The organism is Mesoterricola sp. MK458, from assembly GCF_055384935.1.
On record NZ_AP045075.1, the window covers coordinates 1,835,280 to 1,858,325 of the forward strand.

The following is a 23,046-nucleotide window of genomic DNA, read 5'->3' on the forward strand; positions in this document are numbered from 1 at the left end:
TGGCACGCTCCTTATTCGATCTTCATGCCCTTGCGGGAGCCCACGGCCCAGAGGGCCAGGGCGACGGACGCCGCGCCGAAGGCCGCGCCCAGGAACAGGGTTAACGGTTCGGGCCCCCCGGCCCCCAGGAAGAGCCCCCTGCCCTGGCCCACGAGTCCGGCCAGCGGGTTGAACCGGGCGATGAGGTCCAGCCGGTGCGAGGTTCCGGCGGCCTGGAAGACCCCCGCCAGGAACATCGCCGGCGTCAGGACGAGGGCCACCAGGAAGTTGGTCTTCTCGAAGGAATCCAGGAGCAGCCCGGCCACGATGCCGCCCGAGGCGGCCACGAAGGCCGTGACGGCCAGGAAGGCCCAGAAGAGGCCAGCCTGGTGCAGGTGGTAGCCCACGAACAGGCCCGCGGCGGCGTAGGTCATGAGGCCCACCAGGAAGCCCCGCAGGGCCCCGGCCAGGGCGAAGGCGGCGAATTTCGACGCCGTGGACAGCGGGTACTGGCTCAGGTCCTGGAGGGTGTTCTGGTATTTCATGGCCACCAGGGAGAACAGCGGGTTCTGGAAGGCCGACAGGAACGTGCCCATGACCACCAGTCCCGGCACCAGGAACCGCAGGTAGGGGCCCCCTCCGGGCCCGCTGCTCCGCGAGGCCATGAGCCCCCCGAAGATGCTGAGGAAGAGCAGGTTGGACAGGAACGGCGCCACGAGCGTCTGCACCGCCAGTTTCAGGTAGCGCATCACCTCGCGCAGGAAGAGGGTCCGGAAGGCGATCCATGGGCTATGCAAGGCGGGCCCCCTTGCCGGTGAGTTTCAGGAAGACGTCCTCCAGCCGGGGCCGGAGGATCTGGAACGAATCCACCAGGGGCGAGGCCTCGGCCAGGGTGGCCAGGACCGACTCCCGGGCGGACCGGGGGAACACCACGCGCAGGCCGGGGCCCGCTTCGGCGGTCACGCCCCCGAGCTCGAACAGGCCCCGCACCCGGGCCTCCACCCGCGTCTGGATGTCCAGGGTGAGGTGGTCCCCGGCCATGCCCAGGAAGGCCTCCCGGCCCTGGTCGGCCACGATCCGGCCCTCGTCCAGCACCACGATCCGGCCGCACAGTTCCTCGGCCTCCTCCAGGTAGTGGGTGGTGAGCAGGATGGTCAGCCCCTCCCCGTTCAGTTCGCGCAGGAAGCCATGCAGGTCGCGCCGGAGGTTCAGGTCCACCCCGGCGGTGGGCTCGTCCAGGAGCAGCAGCCGCGGCCGGTGCACCAGGGCCCGGGCGATCATGAGGCGCCGCTGCATGCCCCCCGAAAGGCTGCGGACCTTCTCCCGGCGCTTGGGGGCCAGGGAAAGGCGCTCCAGGAGGAACGCCAGGCGCGCCTCGTCGGCGCGCAGGCCGTAGAAGCCCAGCTCCATGCGCAGGAGCTCCTCCACGGTGAAGACGTAATCGAAGCGGATCTCCTGGGGCACGATGCCGATGAGGGTGCGCAGCTCCGGGTCCGACGCCGTCAGGGGCCGGCCCGCCACGTGCACGGTGCCCCAGTCCGGCTCGCAGCGCCCGGAGAGGATGTTGACGAGGGTCGATTTGCCCGCGCCGTTGGGCCCCAGGAGGGCCAGGAAGGCGCCGGGCTCCACCCGCAGGTCCACGGCGTCCAGGGCGGGCCGGGCGGCGCCGCGGTAGGTCTTGGTGAGGCCGTCGAGGGTCAGCATGGTCACAGCTCCAGGAGGTCCAGGACGTGCCGCTCCACGCGGCGGTTCTCCCCCCGGAACGGGAAGTCGTGGATGTGCAGGGCCGGGTTGAAGTTCAGTTCGATGACGCCGTAGTTGGCGGCGGCGGGTTCGCGGTCCACGTCCTCGATCAGCATGTCCACGCCGCAGATGCGCGCCCCCACGGCCGCGGCCGCGGCCACCGCCAGGTCCCCATAGCCGGGATGGATCAGGTCCGTGAAGTCCAGGCTGTCCCCGCCGGTGCTGATGTTGGAATTGGGCCTCAGCTCCACCTCGCGGCCCGCCTCCGGCACGGACGCGAAGGTGAGCCCGGCCAGGCGCAGGTGCGCCGCCTCCTCCGGCCCCATGCGCAGCTTCTCCAGGGGGCTCCGGTAGCCCTTGCCCCGCAGGGGGTCCTCGTTCTTCAGGGCGATGAGGTCGGCGATGGAATGCGCGCCGTCGCCCTGGACGCGGGCCGGCACGCGGTGCAGGATGGCCCGCACCGCGTCCCCGATCACCAGGAAGCGGAATTCCCGGCCCGGGAGCAGCGCCTCCACGAGGACGGTGCCGTCGGCCTCCAGGGCCGCCGCCACCGCCTTCACGTAGTCCTCCTCGGCCACCGGCGCCGGCAGCATGGAAACCCCGATGCCGAAATTGGTGCTGTTGGGCTTCACCACCGTGCCCCGGGGCCGCCACAGCGGAAAGTCGGCCCGGGCCGCGTCCAGCCCGACGTAGTCGCGGCCTTCCGGAACCCGGATGCCGGCTTCGGCCAGGAGGAGCTTGGTGACCTTCTTGTTCTCCATGATGAGGGGGCTGATGTAGGTGTCCGCGGAGGTGCGGGTGGCCTGGCGCAGGTATTCCACCCGCCCCGCGCCCCGCACGCGGATGAAGTTGGAGGCCGCGTCCAGCACCTCCACCGCGTGGCCCCGGGCCTGGGCCTCCCGGATCACCAGCTGGGTGGAGAGTTCCAGGTGCTCAAACCCAGGCGTAGTCCATTTCATGGTTCGCTCCTTTCGAGAATGCGTTCGCGTACTCCAGGCCGAAGGCGGTCCAGTCCAGCCCCGAGGCGCCGAACAGCGCCGCCAGCCGCGCCGAAGGCAGCTGCCCCGGCGCGGCCGCCCGGGCCCGGTAGCCATCCAGAGCCCGGCCGTAGTGCCCGCCGGGTTCCAGGGCGTCCAGCGCCCGGGCCCACCGTTCCAGCTGGTCCAGCCGCGCCCCCAGGGGTCCCGAGTCCACGGCGCCCGGATCCATGCGGGCGGCGGCCGCGGCCCGGTCCAGGTCCTCGCCCAGCGCCGCCGGGGGCCGGGGCGCCGTGGGCCGGGCCAGGCCGTCCAGGATGAACAGGTGCAGCAGCCGCAGGCCGTCCCGGGAGACCCCCGAGGCCGTGAAGGGGTCCACGTCCAGGAACCGCAGCTCCAGGTACCCCACGCCCCGGCGCGCCAGGGCCTGGAGCCCCGTCTCCCCGTCCCGGGCCGCCCCGCGCATGCGGATGGGCGCGTAGAACTCCTTCTCCGTCTGGAAGACGTTGCCGTTGAGCTGGAGCACCTGGCCGTCCCGGGCCAGGCCCAGGGCCGAGAACCCGGGGGAGACCGTCGCCAGGCCCCGGCGGATCCCCGCCACGTAGGCCTGCGTGGAGGTGAGGTCCAGGTAGGGCAGGAACCCGGCCCGGGCATAGCCGCGCGGCCCGTTGCGGTGGGAAAGGGCCAGGGGCCCCCCGTCGCCGGCCACCGGCGAGGCCCCGAACAGGATGGAGAACCAGGCCAGGTCCTCGTATAGATTGCGGGCCAGCCGGATCTGGAAGCTGTCTTCGCCCTCGGCCAGCGGGGCGTTCCGGGCGAGCCACGCCTCCAGGGCCGGCCCGAACGAGGTGTTGAGATGCACGCCGCAGATCATCTGCCGCGCCTTGCCGTACCGGAGGGCCAGCCCTTGCCGGTAGAGCACCGCCCGCCGGCCCAGGGCCGCCACGGGGATGTGGGCATCCTCCGGAAGGCGGGGGGGCATGCTGAACGGCCAAAGCAGCTCGGGGCGCACGGCCGCCTGGGCCTGCCCGGTCAGGGCCTCGAGCTCATCCAGGACCCCATCCAGGGTGGGGAACGGGTCGGTGACGATCTCCAGCATGCCTTCGGCGAAATCCCGGGTGAACCGGGGCGGCCGGAGGGCCTCGGGATGGGGCCGGAGGCTGAGCCGGCCCTCCGGCAGCATCCGGTGGGTCTCCCGCTCCACGCCCCAACGGAAATCCAGGAAGGGCTTCGTCGCGTTTCGGTCCATGGCCAGGGTCTCCAGGGACAAATATGTCAACTTTTTTTGACATGTCAAGAAAAGTTGAAATGAATCCCAACCGCCCTATGATTCTAGGCATGGATGAACTCGTCACCATCGCGGCCGCCCTGGGGGATCCCCTCCGGCTGAAGGTCCTGGACCTGCTGGCCGCGGGCCGCTCCAAACCCTGCTGCTCGCCCCAGAATCCCGATGCGCCCATCTGGGTGTGCGCCTGCGACCTCGCCGCGGAACTGGGCGGCCTGGCCCATTCCAAGCTGGCCTACCACCTCGCGCAGCTGAGGGCCGCCGGCCTGGTGAAGGAGCAGCGCCGGGGCAAGTGGGTGTACTACGCCATCAACGAGGAGGCCCTGGCCGCCTTCACCCAGGGCCTGGCCACCCGCTGGGGCGCGGCTCCGGCCTGCACCGGGAACGCCTGCGTCACGGAAGCACCTTGAGCCCCATGAGCCCGGACAGGTAGGCCGCCTGGACCGCATCGACGATCAGGCCCTTCAGGTCCTCGATGCGCACGCGGATGCCCTTGATCTCGGCCCCGCGGAAATCGGCGCCTCCCAGGCGGGCAAAGGACAGCTGGCATTCCCCGAGGTCGCACCCGCGGAACGACGCGCCCCTCAGGTCCGCGCCCTGGAAGGAACTGCCGCGCAGGTTGCAGTCCTGGAAGCGCACGTGGTGGAAGGAGGCTTCCCGGAAGTGGGCGAACGACGCGTTGCAGCCCGTGAGGACGGTGTTCCGGAACAGCGCCCCCGTGAGGTCCAGGCCGACCATCCGGCACCCGTTGAGCCGCACGGACCCGAAATGCGCCTTCTCCCAGGTGGCGTTGGCCATGTCGCAGGCATCCAGGACGGTGTCCGTGAAGTCGACCTTGGGCAGGACCCCGTCGGCGAAACAGGCCCGCTCCAGCGAACACCCCTGGAAGGAAACCATGTCCGCCGTCTGGCCCCCGAAGTCCGGCCCCTCGAACGCGACCCGCTCGAATTTCATCTCCGCCTCGAGCCTCGCGTCCTCCGCGAACGGAAGGGAACCCGCGGCGCGTCCGGCTGGGGACGGGGAGGAGGAAGGGGGGCGCATACCTTTTCACTTTACCGAAGCTGTGGAGCGGAGGCGACTGCTCGCAAAGCGCTGCGGCGTTTAGCTGCCCAGGGCACCCTCCGGCAACGAGCACGACCCCATTTCCACGAGCATCTCGGCCTCCTTCTGGCACTCGTACCGCGACCTCCACTCGGGATCGGCCAGCAGGGACTGGGAAAACCTGGGACCCAACCCCGCGAAACAGCCGCCCGGCAGCAGGGGCCTCCCTTCCTTCAGGACGTCCTCGGCCAACTCCTTGGCCAGGGCGGCCAGGACCTCGGGGGCCAGGCTGTCGGCCACGCGCCGGCGGTACGCCCACACCTGCTCCGGGCTCGGCACCTCGCCGTGGATCAGGTAGTGCAGCGACGAGATCATGCAGTGGCCGTCGCTGGGGATCACCGGCACCCGTGGCGCGGGGCCCACGCTCCCCGGGTCCGGCCGGGTGATCTCCACGCAGGGCAGGCCGCTGGTGGTGACGTAGCGGGCCACCTCCGCCGGAAAGGCCGGGCGGAGCACCGTATAGTGCCGCTGCACGCTGAGCAGGGCCAGGCCGTCATGGCGCGGGGCCGGCTGATTGCCGGTGCCGAACCGCGAGCGGATGCCGATCACGGTGCGTCCCTGGTCGTCGGTCCGCGGACCCGACCGGTCTTCCAGGATCATGTGGACATCGAGCGTCAGGCCCAGGAGGGTGGCCAGGGCTTGTCCCTCATCGTGGCCCAGGAACATCCGGCTCTCGGCCAGGTCCCCGCGTAGCGCATCGGTCGGGTTCGGGTCCTTGGCCTCGGCCGGCGGGGCCGTGGCGGCTTGGCGGGGCGAATCGCCGGGGCTGCCGGCCGGATTCGGAGTCGCCGGAACCCGCGGGCCATCCATGACGGGCGAATCCCCCGCGTCCGGTTCCTCCAACGCCTGAACCAACGACGGGGTTCCGGTCGTCCCGGCCTGGACGGGCGGCTCCGGAAGCGGGAGCGCCGGAGGCGGCAAGGGCGGCAAGGACGGAAGGAGCGGAAGGGGCGTCTGGGAGGAGGGGGTGGATGGATCACCCGGGTGCAGCGCCGGGGCCCGCCAGTGGTCCGCCAGGATCTCCAGCCGATTCCCCTGCAGGCGCAGCACTGAACCGGACGTGGGCAGGGCCTTGGGATTCCTGCTGAACCGCAGGATGGCCTGGCCGGCGGAGGCCTCCTCGAACCGCACCACGGCCCCCCGGGGGTTCTGCTGGTCCCGGTCCTTGATCCTGACCCCCATCGTGTCGTCCACGTTCAATTCGAGCTCGCCCCCGGGTGGAATGGAGAAGCCGTATTCCCAATCCAGGGCCCGGCGCTTCCGGCTGAAGCCGGCCACGCTTGCGGGGGTGGAACCCTTGGCTTCCTGTTCGTGGAGCATGGCGGCCGGGGGCTCGGCGCCGCGCCGGGTGAGGACGGCCGCATGCCAGGTCTGCCGGGACCGGTTGGCCACCGTCAAGCACGGACAGATCCCGGTCGCCTTCTCCCAGGTGCCCCCGGCGCCCCTGGCTCGCTGTGTCGCGGGGCGTTTCCTGCCCCGGGAGGCTCCGGGGTCCCGGTTGGCCACCGGGGCCGGCGAAGGAGGCTCCTTCCGAATCTTGTGGAAGCGTTTGCCAAACGATCCTCGTGGGGTATCCAAGGAGAAGGAACCGTTTCCCCGGATGCAGAAGGCGTTCTCCGGCAGGGCCTGCCAATCCGGATCCGCGGCCTCCGTCCAGGAGCGGTACGGAATGGGCAGTTCCAGGCGCGCACCGGCCACGGGGGCCTGGGTGCTGCCCGGTCCGGACTGGAGGCCGATCCGGAGTCCCTCCCAATGGTCGGGCAAGGATTCGGCCGCGAAGGTCAAGGTTTCACCGGGGGCCACCAGGAACCTGGCGGTGTCGGGCCACACCCACTGGGGACCCGGTTGCCTGGTTCCAGGGTCCGGGGCCACCAGGGCCAGGTGGTAGGACGAAGGCGCCCGCCGTGGCGTTTCGTCCACCAATTCCCAGGGAACCGGGGAATCGTTCCGCACGGCGAACACCAGGTTCCCGCCCTGGCAGGGAGACGTACCCAGGACCGCCAGTGCCGAGTACACCAGGGCCGAGGCAGCCCGGCGGCCCCGGTCAATGACCGTTAACGTTTTCAAGCTCATTTCTCCCTCATTCCTTGGTACGGGGCGTCGGTGGCGGGGCCTTCAGCTCCGTCCCGGGCGCGGAAGGCTTGAAGTTGGTGTCGTCGATGATGATCAGGTCGGTCGGGGAACCGCTTTCCTCCAGGAGGACGGCATCCGCCGGGTCCATGGGCTGGAGCCCGGCCTTGCCGTTTCCGTCCACGGCGTGGAGGACGTGGCAGGCTTGGTCCACGCCCGCCTTGGTCAGGGTCAGCAGGAAGGGGCCGCCCTTCGCCTCCGGCCCGGCCAGGGCGAGGGCCAGCGTGGCCTTGGCGGGGATGCGCAGGGGACCCGGGTTCTCCCGGGACGCGGAACGCCAGGACCCCAGGACGGGGCTGCCGGCGGCGGGCAGTTCCTGGGTCAGGAACAGGGGGCCCGGCGCCGACCCTTCGCCGCGGGGCAGAGTAAGCCACACATCCACCGTGGAGAGGTTGACCACGAACACGGGCAGGCACGGCTCCAGGCTGGAGGTGGACGAGGAGGCCTCCCCTGGCTCCGCCTTCGCCTCGTCGATGAACCGGATGAACCGGGCCGGGACGGGCCGGCGCTTGGTGTAGAAGTGGGGCCCCGGCGGGGCCAAGGGGTCCAGATCCGGGTCCACCTCCTGAAGGGCGGCCTCAACCCCGCCGGGCTCCTTCGGCGCTTCCGTGCCCAGGAAAGTCTGGACGACCTGCCCGCCCTTCACGATCACCCCGAGGCGGGGCCAGATGCGAGACTCCTGGTGGGGAACCAGGTGCCCTTCCGTGGCCGATCCGGTGGGACGGTAGGCGAGAAAGCACGGGATCCCGTCGGTGCCCACCCGGATGCCAAGGTGGTAGAGGCTGCCCGCGGGCGCGGCCCCGGCCCAGCGGAAGGTGGCGGTGGCACCCGGGTTCACCGTAAGGGTCGAGCCGGGCGCCGGTTGGAAGCGGGCCTCGAGGACCACCGGCTGGTCCGCCGCCACGGAGCCCAGGAGTTCCACGCTGCGGTGCTCCAAGGCGCGGTTGGGGGTCGGGGCGCGGTAGATGGTCAGGACCTGGGAAGTCTGGTTGAGCAGAAGGGCTTCGCCGTCCGCATGGAGGGGCCCAAGGCCGGAGGCGGCACCCACCGCCGCGCGGAATAACCAGAGGAAGGATGGGCGCACGGATGATCTCCAGATCAGGGATGCCGAGGGCTTCAGGGGGCTGGCTCCAGGCGGATGCGAGTCATCACGGGGCATCAGAGAATCGCGCAGAGGCTGTCCGACTCGTCCTTAAGGTCGTAATGGGCGCCGCCCTGTTCCCGGAGGGTCAGGCTGAGGGGGCCGGAGGCGAGGCCCATCGGACTCGTAAGGTCCGGCATCAGGGTCAGTTCTGCCTGGACGCCGGGATTGTTCGCGAGGGTCCCGGAGTAGATGACCTCCTGGGGAGGCGTGGTTCCCGAGCGCCGGACCTTCGCGACGGTGAAGGAGACCAACTGGGTGTGCGCCTCCTTCCGCTCCCGGTACCCGGCCTGGATCAGGAGGGTGGCGCCCGGGGGAAGGTTGATCCGGTTCCTCGTGAATTTGACATCCTTTTCGTAGATGCCGTGGATGACCGACCCGGCGCGGTCGCCGGGGTTCTCCTCCGCACCCCAGGCCGGGCGCGGGGCGCCGGGGACCCGGGGGGGATCGACGATCAGGATGAGCGACCCGTGGTCGGGATTGACCTCCTTCAGGTCCACGCGCACGTCGGCGCGGGTTCGGTTGGTCAGACTGACGTCCGCCACGGCGGGCAGGGCGCCCAGGAGCAGGAGGGGCACGACGATGGAGCGGGGAAAGCGCATGGGAGACCTCGACAAGGGTGGGCACGAAGAGGCCACGGCTATTAATGGTTATTATCGCCGTGGGGTTCCCGGGGCCTTGTCGAGGGGTAGGAATGAAGCTTGAACCCTTGCGCTGCCCGTGGGCGGCGCCACCTCGGGCGTCTTGGCCGGAAGCGGTACGGAGATCCGTTGCTCCACCTTCCCTTCCGGCGGAAGGCGGCGAGGCTTCTTCTCATCCCGGGGAGGTTCGGCCAGGAAGGCGCGAAGGTCGGGGCCCGGCTGAGGGGATTTTTTCAGTCTTTTCCCACAAAGGCTAAAGCCTTGTCCAGCACCTCATCCCGACCTTCCCTCACACCCTTGGCAGTAGGTCTCACCAGGATCTCAGGGTGAACCCCAAGCCCAAGGCACCAACCCACGAACGCCCCCTGATGGCGACCATGCGCCTGGACCTGGCCCTGGACATGAACCACGAACTGGTCCGCCTTGCAGCGGCCATCGATTGGGGTGCCATCGCCGCAGAATTCCGGCCCATGTCCTGCCCCAACAACGGCAGGTCTGCGGTCCCGACCCTGCTCATGGCCGGCCTCCAACTCCTCAAGTACACCTTCAACCTTTCCGACGAGCTGACGCGGGAGGAGATGCCCTGGAGTGCCCTGACGCTCCTGGTAGAGGCGGGGAATCTTGAGGGAAAAGCGATCTGAATCCAGTTACACAAATCACCATCAGACTTGAATCAATTTATGACATAAACAGGGTCACCATCATCAATACCATTGACAGATCTAAACATCTGCATTGCAATATCCCAATCAACCTCAATATTTGATAGATCCAAATTACTCATAGCCAATTCTCCACCAATAAATAAATACTGCTTCAAAGAAACGCACTCTCCTGCCGATAAAGGCCTGGACCTATTTGAATTTATCCAGGTTTTCCACAATTCAATCTCGAGCCCCTGACTTGCTTGATCACTTAGAACATCATTATGAAAGGTTGAAATATCGCATGGAATTTTATATACATCCATGGAGTGATGAGAAAACAAAAGCACAGAAACTTCATTGCCATTACAAAATTCACCAAACAGCCTGCCCAACCAGTCACATCCAAAAAGCCTGATTTGACCAAGATATTCAAAATTAGGTAAAATTGATTCACCCAAACGAAGCGCCATATCATTATCAAATATTCTATACCACTAGTGTCCGGTTAGATCTCCAGCGGAAACAATGGTTTAGAGATCCACCCATTGTCGTTTTGGGGTTCGGGCTCCGCAAAGGCGCGCCGAAGCTCGGTTTTCTCGAAGACGGAAACTGAAAAGACCTGGAGCAAAGTGTACATGGAGGCCTCGATTTGCAGTTCCTTCTTGGCGATAGCGATCAGGGCATAGGTGGCCACGGCGCACCAAACCTGCGACTTGACGGCGTTCTCGCTAGTGCCCAGGAACCGCTTGATCCGCAGGTGCTGCTTGATCCACTTGAAGAACAGCTCCACCATCCACCGTTTCTTGTAGAGGGCGCAAATCGTCAGGGCTGGGAGGGCCATGTTGTTGGTCAGGAAGACCAGCGTCTTGCCCGTCTCCGGGTCTCGAAAGCGCACGCGGCGCAGTGGCTCGGGATAACCCCGCGAGGCGTAATGGCCGTTCAGCGCGATGTGTTGGTCGCAGATCACGCCCTGTTCCCGGTCGGAGGGCGCAGAACGCAGGCGCCGGGCATCCATGCCCACCTTGGCGCGTGTCACGAAGAACGCGCCGCTCGCTTGGAACCGATGGAGGCGGGCGAAATCGATGTAGCCTCGATCCATGACATAGAAGGCACCCGGCTCGACGGGAAGGATGTCCAGGACCCGCACATCGGCCATCTTGCCCGTGCTGATGTGGATGAAAGTCGGGATCGAGCCACGCAAGTCAATCATTGTGTGGAGCTTCACGGCCGACTTCGTGCTGCGGAAGTGGGCCCAGGGGAAGAGCGTCATGCACAGGTCGATCGTGGTGGAATCCAGGGCGTAGACCGTGGCTTCGAGGTCCAGGCCCAGGTCATCCCCGGCGTAGAGCTTGCGGGCCTTGTTGATGAGGAGCTGGGCCAGTTCCGCCCATATTCGCCAGTCGCGCTGTTCAAGCGCATCCGCCAGCGTGGAGCGGCGAACTGGCTGGCGGAAGCCCATGCCATAGAGTTTGTTGGGATGGGCGGCCAGGCATGCCTCCAGGTCGCGCAGGCTTTCGCGCCAGGTGAGCTGCACGAAGGCCATGGCCCGGAACTGCTCGGTGCACGGGAAGGTGCGAACGCCGTAGTCTCCCTGGTGTCGCCGAACGATTCGGTCGAAGCTGGTCCATGGCACCCAGGCCATCAGTTGGGCGAAAAGCGTCTTGCCCGAATTCATCGGCGACCCCCTCTACACCATCCTGGGGGCACTGCGCAAACGCCGTTTCAAATCGACACCAAGGTTTTGCGCCGGGATCGCGTTGAAATTACAGGCGCTTTTCAGAAAGATGCGTTAGGGAACCAGACGCCAGTGATTCTATACAATCCATCTTCAAATATCATTCCTCCAAAATTGGCAATTATTGAATTATAGTCAATGGATTCAAGCCGATCAGCCAGCATGCGCCCGACATGATCAATTGAATATTTCTTTTCAATTTTATCCATAATCCACCTATATATCTATTCGATTTTTACACTTTTTACATGAGCACCGTTTTCCATATTTCTCAACTGATTCCCAATCTGGCTACCCAAACTTTCATATACACTAGCGTCGAGCGAACCCAAATTGCCAACATCTTTTCGTTTTCCGCCCAACCGAAGATCATGCAAGTGATCTAGATCTGATCCATTTGTCGCTATATTTCCAGCAGCCTTCCATGTTTCAGCTGCCTTTTCCGTTCTATTGACATCCGCCTTTAGCAACTTACCTTCTTCTGCAAGCATATTCAAGTGAGCAACTTTTACATCCGCAGCACTAGTGTCCGATTATATCTCTAATGGAAACAGAGGCTTAGATATCCACCCAGTGTCAGTTTGGGGTTCTGGCCCCACAAAAGCGCGCCATAGCTCAGTTTTCTCGAAGACGGAAACAGAAAAGACCTGGAGCAAAGCGTACATGGAGGCCTCGATTTGCATCTCCTTCTTGGCAATGACTACCAGGACATAGGTGGCCACGGCGCACCACCAAAGCCTTGCCCAGGCCCACAAGACCCGCCACCCTTCCTCTGGCCATCGGTCTGCCTACCCGGCTCTTACACCACTCTCTGGGACTCTATCCAGCCCTCGCCCAGCGCTCACACGCCCACCAAGCCCTTGATGGTCAATCGTCCAATTGTAACACGCCATTTTTTTTTCATCGAAATGCGCCATTTTTTTTTAAGGGTTAAAAATTTTTGGCGCATTAAAAGTGGATGTCGGAGGGCAGGTGTGACCTAGGGTCCGCCTATGCCCGATTAACACTGAGGGCAGCACCCAGGAGGGCGGAGCCGCTCGGGAAGTAGCGGAAAAAATCGAAACTGGTGTGGACGCTCCCAGTCTGGTTGCAGTACCCGAACAGCCCGAAATGGGTCGGCGTGAACGCTGGGTTGTAGGCGTAGTTCGTCCAGGTTTTCCCGTCCTCCGAGGTGCCCCAGGTGTAGGCGCCGGAGATCCGGCGGACGCGCAGGTACCGCACGATCTCGGCGCGCAGGAACTGCTGGCTGCCCGCGGCGTTGAAATTTGACCACGTGTAGAGCCACGCCTGGGCGAGGCCCGTGCTCAGGGAATTGAGCATCACCTGGCTCCCGGCGCCTGCCGTTGTGCCGTTGGTCAGGATGATCCCGCCGCCCGCATTGGAGGTGTTGGTGGCCTCCGACTGGCCCTGCACCCTGGTGTAGACCGTGAAGTCCCCGGTGGGGATGGGCTGCAGCACACAGGGGATGGTGTAGCCCGTGGTCGTGAGCTTCATGTACAGCGACAGTGGAACCGTCGTGTTCACGTCCTTGATCGCCGGGGTCGACCAGTTCACGGTTGTCCACTTGGCATCCACCGCACCCGCAGTCGAGAACTCGTCATCCAGCGCGCTGGGGATGGCGGGAGGAACCCGAGGATCCCAGTACACCCAAGGCCCGGCTCCTGTCCCGCCTCCACCCGAGCCCGACGCGCCTTCGTAATCGACCCACGCGGTGCCGTTGGAGATCTGGAGCTTGGATAGATCGGTGTCGAAGTAGAGGTAGTTCGCGTTCGCGGCACTCGCGGCAGGCTTCGCAGCCGTGGTGCCCCGCCCGTGGATGCTACTCCACGGCAGCGCGTCCGATCCCCCTGGGACGTGCGAGCTGGCGTGGGTTGGGTTGGGCGCGGGCGGGGTTCCCCATGAGGTCCCGGGCCAAGCCAAGTACTGGCCCACGCTTCCCCCAAGCGGGAGTTCCGCCTTGGCCGTTTGCAGATTATTGAACATCGTATCAATGAGTTCAAAATTGTCATTAATCTGGAAGCCCCAGGTGTGGCCATTCAGGATCCCGTCTCCCTGGGCGGGCAGGTAGAAATTGAAATGTGCCGTAAAGGTAGCCATTGGAGCCTCAGTTCAGATCGAACAATTTCACGCCATCCAGCCACATACTCGGCGTCACGTCCTCAACCCCCTCGAGATGCAGGATCCTGCCATCGTCAGTCAGGCTGGAATAGATTGAGTATTTGTTTGAGAACGTGGTATCGGACGATTTACAGACATAAAAATAATTCCAATTAACGTTGTTACCCGCCGTGGTCCCACGGATACCCACGATGGCCTGAGAGTTGCCCCATACGCCCATCAAGCGATCGCTCCCTGGCATCGTTGGAGGCGTCCACAGAACTCGCTCCTGGGCCGAGTTGAGGTAGAAAAACCGAGTCATGTCATACATCCGACCCCTTAAAATCCCGTGGGCGTTGGTGAGGTGCATGCCAGCTGGATGGAACGGGTCCAGGCCCCCGCCGAGCGTCGCTGAAATCTCGTATAGATCGGACGTGTCGCCCTGGACGTTGACACCTGACAGCGCATTTTCTCCCGTATCGAATCCATCCCAGGACATCCCCATGTCAGATCGGACGTTCCCGGAGGCCTCGTTGATGACCGTGAAATCCTCAAGTGAAGCCTCTTCCCAAGGGAGTTTCGAACAAGTGATGATTTTATAGCTATAGTATTCGGATGCGTGTAGAACTCGACTCGGCAGGATGGGAGACGGAGGGGTGACGAACACGTCCACCGTGACCTTGGCCCACTCTGCGATATCGATGTAAACACCCCGAAGGTAGGTGTCAGTGAAGTGCCTGGAACTGGACGTGACTACTCGATTCCAGGGCCAGGCTGAGAGGTACACGAAACCCCCATAGCCCACGGCACCGAGGCCGACTGCACCCGGGGCATAGGCGCTCGAGGGCATGGTCCCGCTCCCGGCTCCGGTGTTCAGGAGCACCTCACTGAGGAGGGTATAGGTCCCCTCCAGGGTCACCGGGTCGATGGAATCCAGCCTGAACACCGCCGTTTTCGAGGGCGAACGCCCTTTGGCATTGACGATGGGGCCCACACAGTGAACGTAGAGGGTCTCGCCCTTGAGGTGCACCCAGGCCGTGACCACGCTCGTTTTGGAGATGTAGCCGGCCTCGATGATCTGCGACATTTTCGCGTGGGTCTGGAACGTGTGGTGGACGCGGTCCGTCAGGTCGCGGCGCTGGATCTCGCAGGTGTAGGCCCCGCCGGGGTAGTTGCCCATGGCGGCCGTCTTGAGGTTGTAGGCGATCCCTCCCTTCGACACGTTCCCGGGGACCCGGGCGCTGTCCCAGGTGTAGTAGGACCAGGCACCATAGGACCAACCGGTGCGGGCGTCTGGGTCAATAGTTCCGGGGACCTCCGGCGAGGGGGCCAGGCTAACGGCCTCCAGGGTCATCTCCAAGTGAGTATGGGCCACGCCGGCCAGGTCCCGGAGGCTGGGACCATCGCCTGCGGCATGCGCGTTGAAGATAAAGCTGTCGTCGCCCTGGAAGGGCTGAACGACCACAACCCCCCTAGCGGCCCACCTCAGAATTTGGCTATGGGCCACGGCGGTTGGGAGGGAATCCGGATCGCCCCAGGTGGTGCCCGTCCAATCCTGCCGAAGGCACTGGACGCCAACATTCCAGTGAATCACCATCTCCAAGCGGAACCCACGATGATGCCAGCTGCGGGCGAAGTCCAAGGCGCTTCCGGCCATATGGAGGTTCCCCTCGGCCTTCCACCGCAGGATCCGGCCCTCTGGCGCAGAGCCCTGGAGAGTCCAGCGGGCGAAGGGTGTTCCGCTCGGATCCAGAAGGGTGATCCAGGTGGGGGTGGTTACGGGGAAAACAGTGTAGCTCACAGGCTCTCCCAGTCAGGAATGGGGCCCACCTTCTGGGCTATGAGGACCAGCTCCAGCCCTGGATGGGCCACACCCTTGGTATCTCGCAGCTCAAGGGCCTTGCCGGGATCGGGTTGCGCCATAAAGCTATATGTCTTGTCGAAACGAGGTTCCACTTTGCAGGGGACCGGGAAGGCATACGCCTGGATGATGCTGATGGCCGTGGCCGTGAGGATCTTGGTGGGAGCGTCCCAGGCGGATCCCGTCCAGGCCTGCCGATCACTCCGGACCCCGTAGATCCACTTCACGGCCAGCTGCGGCCGGTGCCCCCGATAGGTCAGATGGTTCGCCCAATCAGCTCCGCTGCCCATCTTGTGGGGGACGACTTCGGGGACGAACTTCAGCGTCAGACCCTCCGGGGCCTCCCGCTGGAGAGTGATCCGGTAGAGGGGAGTGGTCCCATCCGCTGCATACAGGGTGATGCGGGACCGTTCCATGCCATAAACGATGAGATCCATTATGCCTCCGGGGTGATGGGCCAGGGTTGCTGCCGCAGTTCCACGTCAACCTCCCGGTTTTCAGGCTGGGGACGCATGCTGATGATCTTGAAGACCGTTATGGACGCTGGGACTGCCGGGTTATAGGGCTCCAAGGTGATTAGGTCCCCGTCCTGCCAGGTGCTCCAGAACACCGGGGCCATCTCGCCTGAGACTCCGTAGCTCCGATCGACCCAGGTCTCATTGAGCATCGGGACGGGATGGCCGAACCAGTAGACGTAGGCCCTCGCCAGCGCCCGGGCCATGGTTGGACCGCTCAGAACCTTGCTGTGATCCTGCTCCACGATCCGCCCGCCATCGAAGGACGCGGTCTCCTCTACCGAGATGGTCTCGTCCGCAAGGATGTCGCTGTAGCTGACCCGGACCTTGCGGAGGTAGCCCTCCCACGCCGCCGTCTTGGCTCGCTTGGACCGTTCCGAGGGCTGGACGCTGATCCGCTGACCTGCGATGTCCCGGACCCGGAGCGTTCCGGCGGACCGGGAGACCAGGGCCAGGTTCCCATCCGGGCCCGGGACGACGGTGGCGAGCTGGGAGGCCGCCCAGGCTTCCAGGAATTCGGACGCCGTCATGCCATCGCCGCTGTAGGCCACACCGGAGGCCTTGTCCTTTGGGGGCGTTGCATTGAGCTGGAGGCGTTCCACGGTGGACGAGAGGCGGTTCTGGACGGTGAAGAGCCTCCCCCCGATCAGACCGGCCATAGCGTCCTCGGACGTGCTGGTGCGCACCATCCGAGCGATCAGGGCCCCGGGTGCGACCTTGCTGGCGACGATGTCCCCACGTCGGAATGACGCAGCTGGATCCGTCGGGAGCGATGGGTCCGCCTCTGGATCTCCGTTGACCACCTGCAGGGCCGCGTCCAGATGGAGGAACCGCAGCCGGCGGCTCGCCGCGAAACTGTCATCCGCATAGGTTTCCAACGCCAGGGCATACCACCCTTGGATCGTCCTGGCCCCGCTCGCGCCGGCCAGGAGGAGCGGCTGGAGGGTGCCAGGGATGACTTCCAGGGTTTTCAGGTCGACGCTAAGGACCGTAGTCCCGGTGAGCTTATGCAGGACCGTCCGGGGGTAGGTCAGGCCCGCGATGTCCTGGGTGTAGCTCTGCACGACGAGGCCGCCACCCAGCGCCCAGGGGCCCGCGGGAATCGCGTCCGTGGACGCCCAGAGCTGGTGGGTCTGCCTGGAAGTTAGATCCCCGCCCGCCGCTTGGCTCAGGAGCACCGCTGAGACCGAGGCAAAGGGGAAGCTGGCCCCCCCTACCACGAGGCCCAGGAGGGCCTCCTTCTCGTCGCCGTTGGCCCAGATCCCCATCCCGAGAGCCAGCCAGTTGCCTGCCGGCAAGGTCCCCGAAACGGTGGGGGTGATGGGCGACGCCAGGCTCCTGTGGCCGTTGTGGGCCCGGAAGGACCAATCGCCCGCGCTGGTGCGGGTGTAGCTGCCCGGACTGGGAGTGCTGGCGGAGAAGGCCACCAGTTTCCCCGGGATGTCGCCGCTGGCTGCGACGGGCGCCCACTGGACCTCTGTTCCATTCCAGGAACTGTCGGGGTCCTGGGTGAGTACTTCGGGGTCCTTCCAGGATCGCCATCCGGGCCTCCACCCATTCACCGGAATGGAAGCCCCCCCAGACAGGTCCCCCTCCACATAAATGACAGGGGCTTCATAGCTATTGATGCCTCCCGGCCACTGCTGCACATTCCCATGGACCTCATGGGTTGACTGGGGAGAAGGCAGGCCTAGCCAGGACCAGGCTCCGCCCCAGGATCCCGTCCAAACGCCGGCGGCAGGGAATTCGCCGCTGCCGCTATCCGGGCCTCTTCGGGAGATGACCAGGCGCCCGGTCTGGTCCACCACCTGGCAGTTGACGGCCCCGTAGAGCTGGGGCTGGACGACGTCGTAGGGCCGCCATACGAAGACAGGGACGTCCGTTTCGGCCGGGGAAAAGTTGCTCACGTCCAGGGTCCAGGGAGCGATGAGCGCACGCGCATAGGCAAGCCCGTCAAAAAGAATGGGATCCTGCGAATTGCGGCGGACCTTGGAGACGTTGGTGTAGCCCTGATCCAGAGGCGAGGCGAGCCAGACACGGCCCTTTTCGCCGTCGAAATCGATCGCTTTCGGAAGGTCGGCCGTGGTGAGGCGGGGATGGCCGCTGCTGGCATCCTCAAACGTCAGGGTCAGCGCATCTCCGGCCCCGAGCTGCTCCACGGTGTTCAAACCTATGTATGCCTGCCCGTCGCTCCCATCCGCTGGAGCCGGGATGGAGGCCCCCTGCAGGAGGTAATGGGAGCGCTGGCTCTCGGGGATTCCCCAAAGGACGGTGTCCCCGAGGTGCAGATGGCCGGTTAGATCCGGAGACCCCTGCAGCCAGATACGAACGGCCCGATAGGTTACGACCTGTCCCGGAACGTTTGGGGCATCCTCCCCGGCCGTCCCGGCAATGGAGGTATCCCAGGCCAAGTGGTCAACGGCGTAAGCGGTCCCACCAATGATGACGCTGGAGGCCGGAGCGGCGGGCACATCGTAGCTCCGGGTCTGGTAATAGTTGATGGGATCCTGGTCCGGACGCATGGTCACCCGGTGCGTCAGGACCTCCGAGGCGCGGGCGACCCAGGAAAGCTGTCCCTGGGCCCACAGGGCAGCCTCCAGAGCCGCTGCATCGGCCCTTGGGCTGAAGGTTTCCGACGCCGCATCCACCAGGGCATCGGCAGTAGCCTGGACCCAGTCCTGGGTTGAATTCGTGGGAACCGAAGGCCACGGCCTCAGGAGGGCAGGATAGTCCGTGATCAGGCGTTCCTGGATCAGCTGGCTCGCATGCGTCACGGTGGCTTGGGTCGCCGCATCATCCTCCATCCACTGGAGGCTGGTGGGCTCCAGATACCCGAGGAACCGGAGGGCGGCCTGGCCTTCACCCCAATTTTCCCAGACTTCGATCCAGGGGCCGTAATAGCGGGAGGGGGTCGCCATCGTGGCGCTGAAGGGGCCCAGGGCCTCCGCCAGGCTCCCATCCGGGTCCTCCAGGTCCAGGTCGATGCTGGAGAAGGTTCCCTGGGTCATGTCCTGCTCGATCTGGTGGGTAAAGTCCCCGATCGGCGCCAGGAACGGGGTCAGGTCCAGGACGGCCAGGTCGTTGGACGCGATGGGATCCGCCCCACCGTTGGGACCAAAGACGGTAGGCCATTGGATCGAGGGCGCCCCCAGGCGTTCGATGGCCCGGACAGACCAGGTCGACATCAGAGCCTCCCGAAAATATTGCCGCTCTTGACGACGGCTCCGGTCTGGCGGACCCGGGCCCGGGCTCCATCCACCAGGGCGGCGCCCAGCTTCTGCTGGCCGCGCCGGGAACTGTCCAGGTTGACCATCCCGGGCAGGATGAAATTGAGCTGAGCGGCCTGGCCCTCCGTCATCGCGCTCTGGCCGTAGCCCCTCCCGGTGTTCTGCTGGGCCTGGCGGGCGTAGTCGCTCGCCTGGGCCTGGGAAGCCCGGATCTCCGCCTGGTGCTGGGCCAGGTTGTAACCCAGGTTCGCGCCCATGTAGCGCTCCTCCTGTTTCCAGTCCTGGAAGTCATTGAGCGGAGCCACTACCTCCAGGCCCTCCTCGCCCAACATCGTCAGCTCGGGACCGTTCTGGCCCACAAGGCCGCCTACCTTCCGGCCCGTGATGGAGCTGAGCAGGGAGAACATGGCGACGATGGCGGCGGCCGCCAGGGCGAAGCCCCAGGGGCCGGTGCCGGCGAACGAGGCAAAGAAACCCGTGGCAGCCTGGGAGGTATTGGCCGCCGACTTGGTGGCCGATTCCGCGGTGGTCTTGACGGTGTCCTTGGTGTTCCAGGCGGACCGGATGGCTTCCCAGGCCATCTTGGCCTTCTGGATGCCCCACAGGACCAGCTCCTGCCCCGCCACCTTGGTCAGGGCCTGGACGGCGCTGCCGCTGACGCTCATCCAGAGCGCCTTGGCCTTCTGCCCGTAGGTCTGGCCCCGCTGGGTTAGGGACGTGAAGAAATTCGCAAAACTGGTTTCCAGGCCCTGGACGGCGGAGGTGCCCACTTCCTTCCAAGTGTCGAAGGACGACTTGGACTGGGTGACCCAGGCCGTCACGCCCGTCTGGAAGCCGCTCAGACCGGACGCGCCCCGGTGCTGCTCGGTCTCATACTGGCCGGCGGCCTCCTTCTTGGTGCCGCCCGCCGCCTTGTAGCGCCCCGTAACCTCATCCTGCTCGAAGATCGACAGGGCCCGCCCCTTCACCTGGGCCAGCTCCGCCAGCTCCTGCTTGAGCTTGGAGAGGTCCTCCTTGACCTGGGCGACCCGGGCCCGGACCCGGGCGGCATTCTCGGCGGACATGATGGCGTCCTCCGTGAGGTAGGGCTTGCCGTCCACCGCAAGGGTGCGGTTCAGCTCACGCAGCTTGGCGAAGTGGCGGGTGACTGCGTCCAGGCGCTTCTCAAGCCCGCCTTCCTCCTGGCCCGTGAGGTCCGACTGGAGCTGGGCCTCCTGCATCTTCCGCTTGTTCGCCGCCTCCTGATTCGCCCGGAGGATGGCGGCATTCTCCGCCTCCACGATCGAGGCCTCCGTCACGAAGGGCTTTCCCTCCACCTGGAGGCTCTTGTTCATCTCCCGGATCTTGGCGAAGTGCTGCTGGATCTGGTCCAGCCGCTTGGCCAGCTCACTCGCCTCCTGCCCGGTTAGTTCGCTCTGCATCTTGGCTTCCATCGCCGTGCGCTTGTCGGCGTACTCCGTCTTGATCAGGCCTTCCCGGGCCTTCAGGAGGTCCTGGAGGGCCTGCTTTTCAGCCTTGTAGTCCTCCTCGCCCCCGGCCCGCTTGAACTTGCCCTTGGCCCGCTCATCGTCCAGCTTGACCAGCTTGTCAGCGATCTCCGCCTCGACTGTCATGAGCTTGGCCCGCTCCTCCTCTTCCAGGGTGGTCCGGGCGGCGGCCTGGGCCGCGATCTGCTGGAGGCGCACCAGGTGCTCCGCCGGGGTGACCAGGTCCTTGGATGTTTTGCCCGTCGGGTCCTCCCCGGGCTTGGCGGGCGGGGCATTGAGGTCGGCCAGCTTCTTCTGCCATTGCTTCAGCTCCTCCAGGTTCTTTTCCACAATGGCCTGCTGGGCCTTGGCGGCGTCCCCCTTCGCCTTGGCCTCCCTGGCGAGCACCTTGGAGGCCGCGAACCCGGCCGCAGCCGCATCGTCCGTTCCGGAGTCCACGGCCCGGGCCGTCTCGGCATCCGCCTCCGTCTTGAGCCGGAGTTGCTCAGCCTGGATCACCTGGAGGGTCGCCTTCGCCTGCTCCAGGCTGGCCTGGGCGTCGGATTTCTTGGCCTCCGTGAACTTCTTGAGCCCGCCCAGGGCGTTCACGTACGTTTCCCCCTCTTTTTTAACGTACGTGTTTAACTCCGGGTAAACGGCCAGGAGCTGCTCCATGACCGTCTTGAGCTGCTCCTGGGCCCGCTTCTTCTCGTCGGTCTTGGTCTTGGAGCTGGCCAGGACGCCCTCCAGGTGGGTCACCTCCTGGACCAGGTCCGCGAACTTGGCGCGGTTCTGGGCCGCATGCTCCAGGGCCTCCGAGGCCATCTCCGTGGCGCTCTTGCTGGCCTTCCCAAAAGCGGACCAGGCGAAGACGGCCACGCCGATCAGGGTGATGATGGTGCCGATGGGGCCGCCCAGGAGGCCCATGGCCACTCCGGCGCCCTTGCTGGCGGCGCTGGCCCCGGCAATGGCGGCGGCCTCGTCCAGCTTGGCCTGGGTATGGAGGAGGGTTGCCCTGGTGGCGTCCCGTTCTGCAAGGGTGAGGCCGGAGAGGGCGCCCATACTTTCGAGGTTCGCAAGCTGAGCCGCCACTTTAGCTTTGGCAGAGCTGATCTGAGCCAGAGTGTCTTGCCCAAGAACCCGAGTGTGACCGGCATACGCGAGGCTTTCTGTAACCAAGGCTTCACGTTCTGCGTTTATCGCAATGACTGACTCGTATTTCGCAACAACCTGGGCTCGGATCGAGTCCACAATCTGAAGGGCCTTGATGACCGCCCAGGCTTTGGCCAGGGCGATCAAGGCGTTCCGCCATTCCCAGAGGAACAAGGTCAGGTTCTTCACGGCGCTCAGGGTGCCGGCGATCTCCGACCCCAGCTCCCGGGCCACACTGTTGCCGGCGGCGTGCTGGATGGCGGCGGCCAGATCCCCGGCCGAGGCGGCGGCTTCCCGCATGGGCCCCGAATTCCCCACGGAGACCAGGAGTTCCGTCCAAGCGGTCTTCAGGCGGTTGAGCTGGGCCTGGGTGCTGGTGGCGGCCTTGGCCGGCTCATCCCCCAGGCTGCGCTGCAGCTCCGCCGCGAACTTGGGCAGGAAGTCCGCCGCCAGGACCTCCCCCTGCTCCAGCATCTTCCCCAGCTGCTGGGTGGACACGCCCATGGCCCGGGCGGCCAGGTTGAAGGCCCCCGGGAGACGCTCTCCCAGCTGGCCCCGGAGTTCCTCGGCCGCCACGGTGCCCTTGGACATCATCTGATTGATGGCCTTGAGGGAGCCGCTGGTGTCATCCGCGGAGAGCTGGAGGACGGTGGCCGCGCTGGCCACGGCGTGGAAGATGTTCCGGGTGGCCTGGCCCTCCAGGCGGGTGCCCTTGAAGGCGGCCGCCAGCTGGGCGTAGTCCTTGGCCGCGCTGGTGAGTTCCAGGCCGAGGTCATGGGCCTCCCGGCGGACGAAGGCCATCCCGGCCTCGCCGTCCCCGGTGGCGAACTGCAGGGTCCGGAGGGTGCCCTGCATCTTCAGCCCGGTCTCCCCGATCTTCTCCAGGAAGTCCAGGACGCTGTGGGCGGCCCGCTCCATGACCTGGAGGGCCAGGCCGCCCCGGACGACCGCCCCGGTGAGGCCGTCAGCCTTCTCCTGGGCCTGGGCCAGCTGGGGGGCGATGGGGGCCGCCTTCTCGGCGATCGCGGCGGCGGCCTGGGAGGTCTTCAGCAGGTCGGCCGTGGTCCGAGCCGTGCCGGCGCTGATCTCCATGAACAGCCCGGACGCCCCGGCCTTGGCCTGGGCGAGAGCCGTCACCAGGGGCGGGGCCCCCTGCCCGCCCATGGCGGTGGCGGCCTTCTCGGTTCCGGTGAGGCTCCGATGGGCCGCTTCAGAACCCTCCACGATGCCCTTGAGGGCCTGGAGGAGGGCGGACGCCTCGGCTCCGAATTCGAGTTGGACCTTGTATTCGTTCGCCATGGACGGGCCTTGTTTAAGAAAAGGAGTAGAATTAAAGGCTGGACGGTGAC

18 protein-coding genes and 1 pseudogene are annotated in these 23,046 nt (G+C 65.6%); 2 read left to right on the plus strand and 17 right to left on the minus strand.

The annotated features are described in order from the left end of the window. Positions 1 to 11 precede the first annotated feature (11 nt). Genes ACZ5LB_RS07985 through ACZ5LB_RS08000 form a run of 4 tightly spaced genes read right to left on the minus strand, consistent with a single transcriptional unit; the run spans position 12 to position 3,948 of the window. Positions 12 to 776 (minus strand): ABC transporter permease, encoded by a 765-nt coding sequence (locus ACZ5LB_RS07985; protein ID WP_464605656.1) that lies wholly within the window; start codon positions 774 to 776, stop codon positions 12 to 14. Beyond that, positions 769 to 1,683: an ABC transporter ATP-binding protein gene (locus ACZ5LB_RS07990; RefSeq protein WP_464605657.1), complete on the minus strand. Its 915-nt coding sequence runs from the start codon at positions 1,681 to 1,683 to the stop codon at positions 769 to 771. Before ACZ5LB_RS07990 ends, ACZ5LB_RS07985 begins: the two co-directional genes overlap by 8 nt. A 2-nt stretch (positions 1,684 to 1,685) precedes the next feature. Beyond that, entirely contained in the window at positions 1,686 to 2,681 is a 996-nt protein-coding gene (locus ACZ5LB_RS07995) for a carboxylate--amine ligase (RefSeq protein ID WP_464605658.1), read from the minus strand. After that, positions 2,656 to 3,948, minus strand: a complete 1,293-nt coding sequence (locus ACZ5LB_RS08000) for a glutamate--cysteine ligase family protein (protein WP_464605659.1) — start codon at positions 3,946 to 3,948, stop codon at positions 2,656 to 2,658. The genes ACZ5LB_RS07995 and ACZ5LB_RS08000 overlap by 26 nt, the downstream gene beginning before the upstream one ends. Before the next feature lie 89 nt (positions 3,949 to 4,037). Here ACZ5LB_RS08000 and ACZ5LB_RS08005 point away from each other — a divergent pair, with 89 nt between their 5' ends. Next, positions 4,038 to 4,394, plus strand: a complete 357-nt coding sequence (locus ACZ5LB_RS08005) for an ArsR/SmtB family transcription factor (protein ID WP_464605660.1) — start codon at positions 4,038 to 4,040, stop codon at positions 4,392 to 4,394. Here ACZ5LB_RS08005 and ACZ5LB_RS08010 read toward each other — a convergent pair. The 4 genes from ACZ5LB_RS08010 to ACZ5LB_RS08025 form a co-directional block, all read right to left on the minus strand. Continuing rightward, a complete protein-coding gene (locus ACZ5LB_RS08010; RefSeq protein ID WP_464605661.1) occupies positions 4,378 to 4,938 on the minus strand; it encodes a pentapeptide repeat-containing protein in 561 nt (186 codons plus the stop codon). The two genes, ACZ5LB_RS08005 and ACZ5LB_RS08010, sit on opposite strands and share 17 nt — an antisense overlap. 147 nt (positions 4,939 to 5,085) lie before the next feature. Further along, the gene (locus ACZ5LB_RS08015) at positions 5,086 to 7,152 is read right to left on the minus strand and encodes a hypothetical protein (RefSeq protein ID WP_464605662.1); all 2,067 of its coding nucleotides are present in this window, start codon (positions 7,150 to 7,152) and stop codon (positions 5,086 to 5,088) included. Positions 7,153 to 7,165: 13 nt separating this feature from the next. Next, positions 7,166 to 8,299, minus strand: a complete 1,134-nt coding sequence (locus ACZ5LB_RS08020) for a hypothetical protein (RefSeq protein ID WP_464605663.1) — start codon at positions 8,297 to 8,299, stop codon at positions 7,166 to 7,168. 74 nt (positions 8,300 to 8,373) lie between these two features. Then, positions 8,374 to 8,958, minus strand: coding sequence for a hypothetical protein (locus tag ACZ5LB_RS08025; protein WP_464605664.1), 585 nt, complete (start codon positions 8,956 to 8,958; stop codon positions 8,374 to 8,376). A gap of 365 nt (positions 8,959 to 9,323) precedes the next feature. Between ACZ5LB_RS08025 and ACZ5LB_RS08030 the strand changes: the two genes are divergently transcribed. Next, a complete protein-coding gene (locus tag ACZ5LB_RS08030) occupies positions 9,324 to 9,638 on the plus strand; it encodes a transposase (RefSeq protein ID WP_464605665.1) in 315 nt (104 codons plus the stop codon). 32 nt (positions 9,639 to 9,670) lie between these two features. Here the strand turns inward: ACZ5LB_RS08030 and ACZ5LB_RS08035 are convergent, their stop codons facing one another. The 9 genes and pseudogenes from ACZ5LB_RS08035 to ACZ5LB_RS08075 all read right to left on the minus strand — a co-directional run bounded on the left by ACZ5LB_RS08035 (position 9,671) and on the right by ACZ5LB_RS08075 (position 22,996). Next, entirely contained in the window at positions 9,671 to 10,114 is a 444-nt protein-coding gene (locus ACZ5LB_RS08035; protein ID WP_464605666.1) for a hypothetical protein, read from the minus strand. 35 nt (positions 10,115 to 10,149) lie between these two features. Further along, entirely contained in the window at positions 10,150 to 11,319 is a 1,170-nt protein-coding gene (locus ACZ5LB_RS08040) for an IS4 family transposase (protein ID WP_464602275.1), read from the minus strand. Positions 11,320 to 11,603: 284 nt separating this feature from the next. Beyond that, on the minus strand, positions 11,604 to 11,876 hold the full coding sequence (locus tag ACZ5LB_RS08045) for a hypothetical protein (protein ID WP_464605667.1): 273 nt from the start codon (positions 11,874 to 11,876) through the stop codon (positions 11,604 to 11,606). A gap of 36 nt (positions 11,877 to 11,912) precedes the next feature. Beyond that, a pseudogene (locus ACZ5LB_RS08050) lies at positions 11,913 to 12,110 on the minus strand (hypothetical protein); the annotation flags it as partial. Between the two features lie 259 nt (positions 12,111 to 12,369). Continuing rightward, entirely contained in the window at positions 12,370 to 13,476 is a 1,107-nt protein-coding gene (locus ACZ5LB_RS08055; protein WP_464605668.1) for a DUF1349 domain-containing protein, read from the minus strand. 7 nt (positions 13,477 to 13,483) lie between these two features. Next, entirely contained in the window at positions 13,484 to 15,118 is a 1,635-nt protein-coding gene (locus ACZ5LB_RS08060; protein ID WP_464605669.1) for a hypothetical protein, read from the minus strand. 155 nt (positions 15,119 to 15,273) lie between these two features. Next, positions 15,274 to 15,774, minus strand: coding sequence for a hypothetical protein (locus ACZ5LB_RS08065; RefSeq protein WP_464605670.1), 501 nt, complete (start codon positions 15,772 to 15,774; stop codon positions 15,274 to 15,276). Further along, a complete protein-coding gene (locus tag ACZ5LB_RS08070) occupies positions 15,774 to 19,037 on the minus strand; it encodes a hypothetical protein (protein ID WP_464605671.1) in 3,264 nt (1,087 codons plus the stop codon). Before ACZ5LB_RS08070 ends, ACZ5LB_RS08065 begins: the two co-directional genes overlap by 1 nt. Beyond that, entirely contained in the window at positions 19,037 to 22,996 is a 3,960-nt protein-coding gene (locus tag ACZ5LB_RS08075) for a tape measure protein (protein ID WP_464605672.1), read from the minus strand. Before ACZ5LB_RS08075 ends, ACZ5LB_RS08070 begins: the two co-directional genes overlap by 1 nt. Positions 22,997 to 23,046 lie beyond the last annotated feature (50 nt).